Origin of the sequence: Hyphomicrobium sp., from assembly GCF_036833075.1 — a bacterium.
Taxonomy (GTDB): Bacteria; Pseudomonadota; Alphaproteobacteria; order Rhizobiales; family Hyphomicrobiaceae; genus Hyphomicrobium_C.
Genome location: NZ_DAITQL010000129.1, coordinates 1 through 8,030, shown reverse-complemented (window position 1 = coordinate 8,030; position 8,030 = coordinate 1). Strand labels below are relative to the sequence as shown.

The window sequence follows — 8,030 nt, the reverse complement described above, 5'->3', positions numbered from 1 at the left end:
TAAGGGCACGAAGAATAATGAGTCCGTGCGGGCGATCCGTACGCTATTCTTGGACTGATATAACGATGACGATGACGATGACGAGGTTGATCTGGAGTGATGCATTCCTGCTCGGCTTCGATGCGCTGGACGAAACCCACCGGGAGTTCGTGTCGATTGTCGACGCCTTGCTGACCGCACCCGACGCCGACGTGAAAGATCTTCTCGCGGCGTTCGAACGCCATGCCGAGTCGCACTTCGGGCAGGAGGACGCCTGGATGCGGGAAACGGATTTTCCGGCCCGGGAGTGCCATATCGACGAGCACGCGGCGGTTCTCAAGTCGGTCCGCGAGGTGCGCGAGCTGGTGGCGGAGGGCAATCTCGCGATCGCGCGCGATCTCGCACAGGAACTGGCTGCGTGGTTTCCCGGCCATGCCGACTACCTCGATTCGGCGCTTGCGCAGTGGATGGTCAAGCGGCGTTTCGGCGGTGCGCCGGTGGTCTTGAAGCGCAATCCGCTGCGCGACGGCTGATCCCTCTTCGGGAGGCTTGCTATGTAAATGCTTAGTCGGCTAATATTATTTCAGCGGCCGCGCGGCTGGCGCGGTGCCGAAAAAATTACGAGAGGAGCAAGCAAGCATGCAGTCCCCCGAAACGGATCTGGTTCCCCTGCGCATCACCCACATCGACGAGATTGCCTCGGGGGTGTGGCAATTCGATCTGCGGGACGACTCCGGGCGTGATTTGCCCCCCTTCAGCCCGGGCTCCCATATCAGCGTGCAGGTGCCCAACGGCGCCATTCGCAAGTACTCGCTCTGCAATGATCCCGCCGAACGCCACCGCTACGTGATCGCGGTGAAGCGTGACGCCGGGGGGCGCGGCGGTTCGGTGAGCCTGACGGACGAGGCGGGGGTCGGTGATCTGCTGCCGACTTCGCTGCCGGAGAACTTCTTCCCGCTGAAGGAGGGGGCACCTTCGTACATCTTCGTTGCCGGCGGCATCGGCATCACTCCCATTCTTGCGATGATCCGCAGCCTGGAGTCCGCCGGCCACACCCGCTGGAAGCTCTTCTATTGCTCGAGGGCGCCTGAAACGACGGCCTTCCTCGACGAACTCGGCGCTCCCGAGTTCGCGGGGCGGGTGAAGGTCCATCACGACTACGGCGATCCAGCCAAGTCGCTCGACCTTTGGCCGCTGTTCGAGAAAGCAGGCACGGCCCACGTCTATTGTTGCGGGCCGCGGCCTTTGATGGACGGCGTGCGTGACATGACCGGCCACTGGAACCCCGCCAACATCCATTTCGAAAGTTTCGTGGATGGTTCTGCGCTGGCGCGGCCCGAGGATCAGCCATTCACGATCCGCTTGGCCCGTTCGGGCGAGGAGCTCGAGGTTGCGCCTGGAACGACGATGCTGGAGGCACTGCGCCGGGCAGGGCACAGCGTTCCGGCTTCATGCGAAAGCGGCACCTGCGGATCCTGTCGCACGCGGTTGCTGGAAGGGGAAGCGGACCACCGCGACATGGTCCTGACCGAGGACGAACGCCAGCAGTACGTGATGGTGTGTGTCTCCCGCGCCCGTTGTGAACGCCTGGTGCTCGACCTGTGAGCCAGCGAACCCTGCGTGTGGGCGTCGCCGGCCTGGGCCGGGCGTTTACCCTGATGCTGCCGACTTTTCTCGGCGACCGGCGCATCGAGTTGGTTGCCGCCACCGATCCCCGCCCGGCCGCCCTCGATCGATTCGTTGCCGATTTCAAGGGCCGCGCCCATGAATCGTTCGAATCCCTGGCTACCGATCCCGCGGTCGAGGTCATCTACATCGCCAGCCCGCACGGTTTTCACGCGCGCCAGACCGAGATCGCCGCGGCGCATGGAAAGCATGTGCTGGTGGAAAAGCCGATGGCCTTGAGCCTCGACGAGTGCCGGCGCATGAATGCCGCCTGCGGCGCGGCGGGGGTGCAGCTGATCGTCGGTCATTGCCACAGCTTTGACACGCCCATCCTCAAGGCGCGGGAGATTATCGCCGGCGGCGGCTTGGGAAGCGTGCGCATGATCCACGCGCTCAACTACACCGATTTCCTTTATCGCCCGCGCCGGCCCGAGGAACTCGACACCTCGGCGGGCGGCGGCGTGGTCTTCAGCCAGGCGGCGCATCAGGTCGATGTGGTGCGCCTGCTGGCGGACAGTCCCGCCGTGAGCGTGCGGGCGGTGCTAGGCGCCTGGGATGACGCGCGTCCGACGGAAGGCGCCTATACCGCGCTGGTGTGGTTTGCCAACGGCGCCTTCGCTTCGCTGACCTACAGCGGCTATGGTCATTTCGACTCCGACGAATGGTGCGGCTGGATCGGTGAGATGGGCCAGGCGAAAGGGCCGGAAAGCCACGGCGCGGCCCGGCGGCGGCTGCGCGAGATTCCTACGGGCGCTGCCGAAACGGCGCTGAAATCCTCGTCAACATTCGGCGGGCCGACTTATGTGCCGCCGGCTGCTGGCGGCGCCCGGCCTGCAAACCAGCACTTCGGCCCGATTCTCGTTTCTTGCGAGCGGGGCGACATCCGCCCGTTGCCTGATGTCGTGATGGTCTACGGCGATGCGGCGATCAAGCGCCATCCACTGGCCACGCCGGAGGTGCCTCGCTTCGAGGTCATCGACGAACTGTATAATGCGGTCGTTCATGGACGGCGGCCCATCCACGATGGTTTCTGGGCAATGGGAACGCTGGAAGTGTGCCTTGCCTTCCTGCAGTCCGCGCGGGAACGGCGAGAGGTTCATCTTAGCCCGCAGACGGATCCGGGCCGCGGGTCTGGCGAATGAGGAACAACGTGGCTGCAAGTCGCAAATCGAGCGAAGAGAATCTGTCCCGTGTCGTGCTCAAGCACTGGCGTGAAGTCGTGCCCGACGACAGGATGGCGCATCTGGTCAAGGATGCAACGCGCGCCTTCCTGCGCGCGTTGCAGGTGCGGTTGGCCAAGCACGACGTGCCGCTCGGCATGTGGACCTTTCTGCGCATCCTGTGGGAGAAGGACGGGCTGACCCAGCGCGAGCTCAGCCAAGCGGCGGGGGTCATGGAGCCGAGCACGGTCACCGCGTTGCGCGCCATGGAGACTCGCGGTTACGTCCTGCGGGAACAGAAGCCCGGCAACCGCAAGAGTATCTATGTCTTCCTGACGCCCACCGGGCGCTGGCTCGAGAACACCCTGGTTCCATTGGCCGAAGAGGTCAACGCGATCGCCACCGAGGGCGTCGCGGCGGAAGACATCGCGACCACGCGGAAGGTCTTGCTCGCCATACTGGAAAACCTTGCTGGTGACGAGGCCCGACTGTCTCAGGCGGAGGCCGCGGCGCAAGGCAACGGCAGCCGCCGAAAGAGAGCCAAGCCGAGAAAGCCGGCTGCCGCCGCGAAGCAAGCACAGCCTTGAGCTCCCGCCAGGCACTGTGGCCCTGCGCCGGCGTCAGGCGAGGGCCCGCATCGAGAAGTCTACTGCGCGAACATCCTTGGTGAGGCGGCCGATCGAGATCCGGTCTACGCCCGTGGCTGCCACGTCACGGATGCTTTGCAGATCCACTCCGCCCGATACTTCGAGTACCGCACGGCCGGCCGTCCGCGAAAAGGCTTCGCGCATCTCGGGCAGCGTGAAATTGTCGAGCAGGATGTTGTCGGCACCAGCCGCCAGCGCTTGTTCCAACTCTTCGATGTTTTCCACCTCGATCTGAATCCCGACGTCCGAACCCAGCGCGATTGCCGCGCGCCAGGCGGCGGCCACTCCGCCGGCGGCGGCGATGTGGTTCTCTTTGATCAGGATTCCATCCCACAGCGCGAGCCGGTGGTTCGCGCCGCCGCCGACGCGGACCGCGTACTTCTGCGCCTGGCGTAGGCCCGGCAGCGTCTTGCGCGTATCGAGGATCGCGCAGCCCTTGGGATTGGGCGACACGTCGTGCACCGCGTCGACGTATTGCCGCGTCGTCGTGGCACTCGCCGACAGGGTCTGGAGGAGGTTCAGTGCCGGGCGCTCGGCGGAGAGGAGCGCCCGGCAATCCGATTCCACCTCGCACACGGCACTGTCGGGCGACATCGCGGCGCCTTCGTCGTGCTGCCAGGAGAAGCTTGCCGTGGGATCCAGGGTCGTGATGCAGCCTTCGAACCAGGGGCGGCCACACAAAACGGCGGCATCCCGGGTGATCACGCGCGCGCGGGTACGCCGTCCTCCCGGCACGAGCAGGGCGGTCCAGTCGCAGCGGCCGATGTCTTCGTACAGGGCGTCGTGGACGTTGCGGGCGATGGCTTCCGTAAGGGTTTCGTTCCGTTCGTACATGATGGTTTCTTCGTTGGCTGCTCGCGACGGCCCGCTGCGAGCCGACCGCGAAAAATATTAGGTGGAGAAGCAATTTCCATTATAGCTCGGAACCAAGTGCTCGGCGAGGTGGCCAACATGGAATAATTTTCCTTTTAGTTTCATAAAAAAAGCGTCGACATCAAAAATCTTCTGGTTTATAGTTTAAGAACATTAGCCGGATAAGTATTTGTGCAGAGCAGCGCGGATTTGGCCGGTTTCTTGAGTGACGTGCCGAAACGGAGGAGCTATGCTGACGAAGGAAGAAAACGAACTGATGTGCCGTGTGGAAGGTGATGCGCCGATGGGGCAGATCATGCGCCGGCACTGGATTCCCGCGTGCCTGTCTGAAGAGATTCTGGAGGCCGATGGTAAGCCCGTGAAAGTGCGACTGCTCGGGGAGAATTTGGTGGCTTTCCGAGACAGCGAGGGGAAGGTCGGCCTGATCGACGAGCAGTGTCCCCATCGCCGGGCTTCCCTGCTGTTCGGTCGCAACGAGGATGGCGGTCTGCGCTGTCTCTATCACGGCTGGAAAATGGATGTTGCCGGCAAGGTTGTGGATATGTCTTCCGAGCCAGCCGGCTCGGAACTGAAGCACAAGATCAAACACAAGGCCTACCCCACGATCGAGTGGGCCGGTGTTGTGTGGACCTATATGGGGCCGGTGGAGAGTCAGCCCGTGTTCCAGCCGCCGCCTTGGGCGCCGAAGGCGACTACCAAGGTCAGCATTGCCAAGATCGTGATCCCCTGCAATTGGGCCCAGATTCTCGAGGGTGCCATCGATTCCGCCCACAGTTCGAGCCTGCATTCGTCGGATATGGTGCCGGCTCGGGTTGATAGTGCCCAGGCGACGGCGATCAATTGGCTGCGCCCGTCCACCGATAAGGCGCCGCGGTTGCAGAGCCAGACGACCGGCTACGGCTTCCGCTATGCGGCACTGCGCCGGCCGATTACGGGCGCCGACAAGAACGACTACGTGCGTGTGACCGTCTTCGTGGCACCGATGACGGTGCTGATCCCGCCCAACGATTCCTACAACGTGGCGAACGTCAACGTGCCCATCGACGATACGCATACGGCATTCCATTTCATTGGATGGGCGGACACTCCCGAGGACGTGCCGGACACCGAAACCTGGCGCAAATTCCTGGGCGCCCAAGTGGGTATCGATCTGGAAGAGAATTTTGACATGCGCCGCACGCCCGAGAATCTTTTCTGGCAGGATCGGCATGCGATGCGGGCCGGAAACTTCACGGGTATCCGTGGCATTCCGAATCAGGATATTGCCATGTGGGTGACGATGGGGCAGATCGCCGACCGGGAGCGCGACGTGCTCGGCGCAAGCGACGTGGCGATCGTCGAGTTCCGGCGCCAGATGGTGCAGGCCGCGAAAGACTTCCAGGCGGGTGAAGCGGCCATCGGTACCGGTGAGACGCGTATTCCGATCGGCGTACGCTCTTACCAGCAGATCGTGCCCAAGGAAACCGACTGGCGCGCGCTCGGCCTCGACTAAGGACGGAACCCAACAGAGAGAACAGAGATGGCCAAACTTGAACTGTCTGTGGCGATGGGTGACTACGATCGCACCCGCCCCCTGCTTGATGGGTCGGTGCAGATCGATGGCGTCCAGTCCGTCTATATGACCCTATCGCCAGAAGAGATATTCTTCCGCGCTTTTCGGAATGCCGAGTTCGATATCAGCGAGCTGTCGCTATCGAGCTATCTGGTGAAGGCTTCGCGTGGGGAATGTCCCTACGTGGCCGTGCCAGTGTTCCTGTCGCGCGCATTTCGCCATACGTCGATCTACGTGCGCACCGACCGTATCAAGCGGCCCGAGGATCTGCGCAGCTGCAGGATCGGGATTCCCGAGTACCAGCTGACTGCCATCGTCTGGGCGCGGGCGCTGCTGGAGGACGAATACGGCATCAAGGCGAGCGACGTTACCTGGGTGCGGGGTGGCATCGACGAGCCGGGCCGGCCGGAAAAGATCAAGCTCAGTCTGCCGTCCGACATTCGTCTCGAGAGCGCGCCCGAAGGTGACACGATCTCGGCGATGCTCGATCGCGGCGACATCGATGCCTTCATTGCTCCGCGGCCGCCCGGATGTGCTGGCCGCAACCCGAATGTCGCCTGGCTGTTCCCCGATCCTACCGCGGTCGCCAAGGACTATTACCGCCGTACGGGCGTGTTTCCGATCATGCACGTGGTCGGTGTCCGACGGACCCTCGCTGAGCGGCATCCGTGGCTGCCGGCCGCCGTGCTTAAGGCGTTCGAGCAGTCGAAGGCGATGGCACTCGAGAAGCTCGCCGACACCTCGGCGACAAAGGTTACGCTGCCGTTCGTGGAAGAGCAGCTGAAGGGGGCGCGGGAGCTCATGGGGCTGGATTACTGGGCCTACGGCGTCGAGGCCAGCCGCCCGACCCTGGAAGCCTTCGTCCGCCACCACCACGGGCAAGGCCTGTCGGCACGACGGATGGAGATCGAGGAGTTGTTTCATCCGGCGACCTATGAGACCGCGAAGATCTGAGGCGCAGCAACGGGCGGTCTCGCGCCGCCCGTGTTGCGCCCTCAGGCTCGCCCACGGCAAATACCTGAGGCAGTTGCGCGTCCTCGAAGACGCCTCGTGCGTCGGTGGCGGCGCGCAAGCCAAGCTGGCCAAGGTACGTCGGATGGCCGCGCCTCGCTCGTTGTCGCAAATGAGGTCATCATCGGCCCGCGCGGACACGCGACCGGGACACGGTCATGACCAAGTAGGGGATTTCGTGCCCGACTCCCGGATGGGACGGCGCCTTTCATGTTGTTCTTAGCAGTAACTGATAGGAGGAGACTGAAATGACAAAAAAATTTAGGAACTACCTTGCCGTTGGCGCGCTGATGGCGATGGCCATGGGCCTGGCCCACGCTCAGACGACGAAGATCCGGGTGGGCAATACGGTCACCACGGACGTCGCCTCGGCCGCGCTCTTCGACGGCATCGAGAAGGGGGAATTCAGCAAGGAGGGGCTGGAGATCGAGACGCGCTCCTTCATCCAGTCGAACCAGAAGTACGACACCTTCAAGGGCGGCGGCATCGACGTGGACATCAACATGGGCGCCGTCAATGCGGCCCAGTTGTACAGCGCGGGCGTGCCCCTGGTGGTGCTGCGCGCAGTCGCGCCGGCAGACATCTGGGCCGTGGTGACCCGCCAGGACTCCACGCTGACGAAGCCCGAGGACTTCAAGGGCAAGCGCTTCGGTGTGGTCTCGCTTTCGGGTACCAATTACGGCGTCACCTATTTCGCCTTCAAGTCGGCCAACGTCGACCTGCTCCGCGATGTGAAGGTCTCGACGCTGCCGCCCGCAGGGCTGATCGCTGCACTCGAACGGGGTGAGGTCGATGGTGCGACGCTCTACGAGCCCTACCTTTCCGATGCCGTCAAGTCGGGGCGGGTGAAGATTGCGTTCCGTCCCGGCGAAGTCTATCAACGCCACTACAAGGAGCCCTTCGTGGCGCTGGCGATCGTTGCCCGCAAGGACTTCTACGAGAAGAACAAGGCCGCGGTGGGCAAGTTCGTCGAGGTCATGGAGCGCCAGGCGGCCGGGCTCGACGCCAACATCGACGCCGCCACGAAGGCATTTGCCGAGGCGCAGCCGGACATGAAGATGACGCCGACGCAGGTGAAGGATGTGCTCTCGCCCTACGTGTCGAATTACATCCGGGATCAGAATGACCCCGTGTTCGTCCGCA

8 protein-coding genes are annotated in these 8,030 nt (G+C 63.4%); 7 read left to right on the top strand and 1 reads right to left on the bottom strand.

The window, feature by feature from the left end:
• Positions 1–65 precede the first annotated feature (65 nt).
• From V7082_RS20820 to V7082_RS20805, 4 genes are all read left to right on the top strand, one after another.
• A complete protein-coding gene (locus V7082_RS20820) occupies positions 66–512 on the top strand; it encodes a bacteriohemerythrin (protein WP_334151549.1) in 447 nt (148 codons plus the stop codon).
• Positions 513–618: 106 nt separating this feature from the next.
• A complete protein-coding gene (locus tag V7082_RS20815; RefSeq protein WP_334151547.1) occupies positions 619–1,584 on the top strand; it encodes a PDR/VanB family oxidoreductase in 966 nt (321 codons plus the stop codon).
• Positions 1,581–2,786, top strand: a complete 1,206-nt coding sequence (locus tag V7082_RS20810; protein ID WP_334151546.1) for a Gfo/Idh/MocA family protein — start codon at positions 1,581–1,583, stop codon at positions 2,784–2,786. The genes V7082_RS20815 and V7082_RS20810 overlap by 4 nt, the downstream gene beginning before the upstream one ends.
• 8 nt (positions 2,787–2,794) lie before the next feature.
• The gene (locus V7082_RS20805) at positions 2,795–3,391 is read left to right on the top strand and encodes a MarR family winged helix-turn-helix transcriptional regulator (RefSeq protein ID WP_334151544.1); all 597 of its coding nucleotides are present in this window, start codon (positions 2,795–2,797) and stop codon (positions 3,389–3,391) included.
• 33 nt (positions 3,392–3,424) lie between these two features.
• On the opposite strand, the gene nadC is transcribed toward V7082_RS20805, so the two are convergent.
• Positions 3,425–4,285: a carboxylating nicotinate-nucleotide diphosphorylase gene (nadC, locus tag V7082_RS20800; protein WP_334151542.1), complete on the bottom strand. Its 861-nt coding sequence runs from the start codon at positions 4,283–4,285 to the stop codon at positions 3,425–3,427.
• Between the two features lie 268 nt (positions 4,286–4,553).
• On the opposite strand from nadC, the gene V7082_RS20795 reads away from it, so the two are divergent.
• From V7082_RS20795 to V7082_RS20785, 3 genes are all read left to right on the top strand, one after another.
• Positions 4,554–5,816, top strand: coding sequence for a Rieske 2Fe-2S domain-containing protein (locus V7082_RS20795; protein WP_334151540.1), 1,263 nt, complete (start codon positions 4,554–4,556; stop codon positions 5,814–5,816).
• Positions 5,817–5,843: 27 nt separating this feature from the next.
• Positions 5,844–6,830, top strand: a complete 987-nt coding sequence (locus tag V7082_RS20790) for an ABC transporter substrate-binding protein (protein WP_334151538.1) — start codon at positions 5,844–5,846, stop codon at positions 6,828–6,830.
• Between the two features lie 305 nt (positions 6,831–7,135).
• On the top strand, positions 7,136–8,030 hold an 895-nt coding region (locus tag V7082_RS20785), incomplete at its 3' end, for an ABC transporter substrate-binding protein (RefSeq protein WP_334151537.1).

Excerpts from the sequence above, each read along its gene's own strand:
- V7082_RS20820 (WP_334151549.1), top strand. The coding sequence starts at position 66 with ATGACGATGACGATGACGAGGTTGATCTGGAGTGATGCATTCCTGCTC.
- V7082_RS20815 (WP_334151547.1), top strand. The coding sequence starts at position 619 with ATGCAGTCCCCCGAAACGGATCTGGTTCCCCTGCGCATCACCCACATC.
- nadC (WP_334151542.1), bottom strand. The coding sequence starts at position 4,285 with ATGTACGAACGGAACGAAACCCTTACGGAAGCCATCGCCCGCAACGTC.
- V7082_RS20795 (WP_334151540.1), top strand. The coding sequence starts at position 4,554 with ATGCTGACGAAGGAAGAAAACGAACTGATGTGCCGTGTGGAAGGTGAT.
- V7082_RS20790 (WP_334151538.1), top strand. The coding sequence starts at position 5,844 with ATGGCCAAACTTGAACTGTCTGTGGCGATGGGTGACTACGATCGCACC.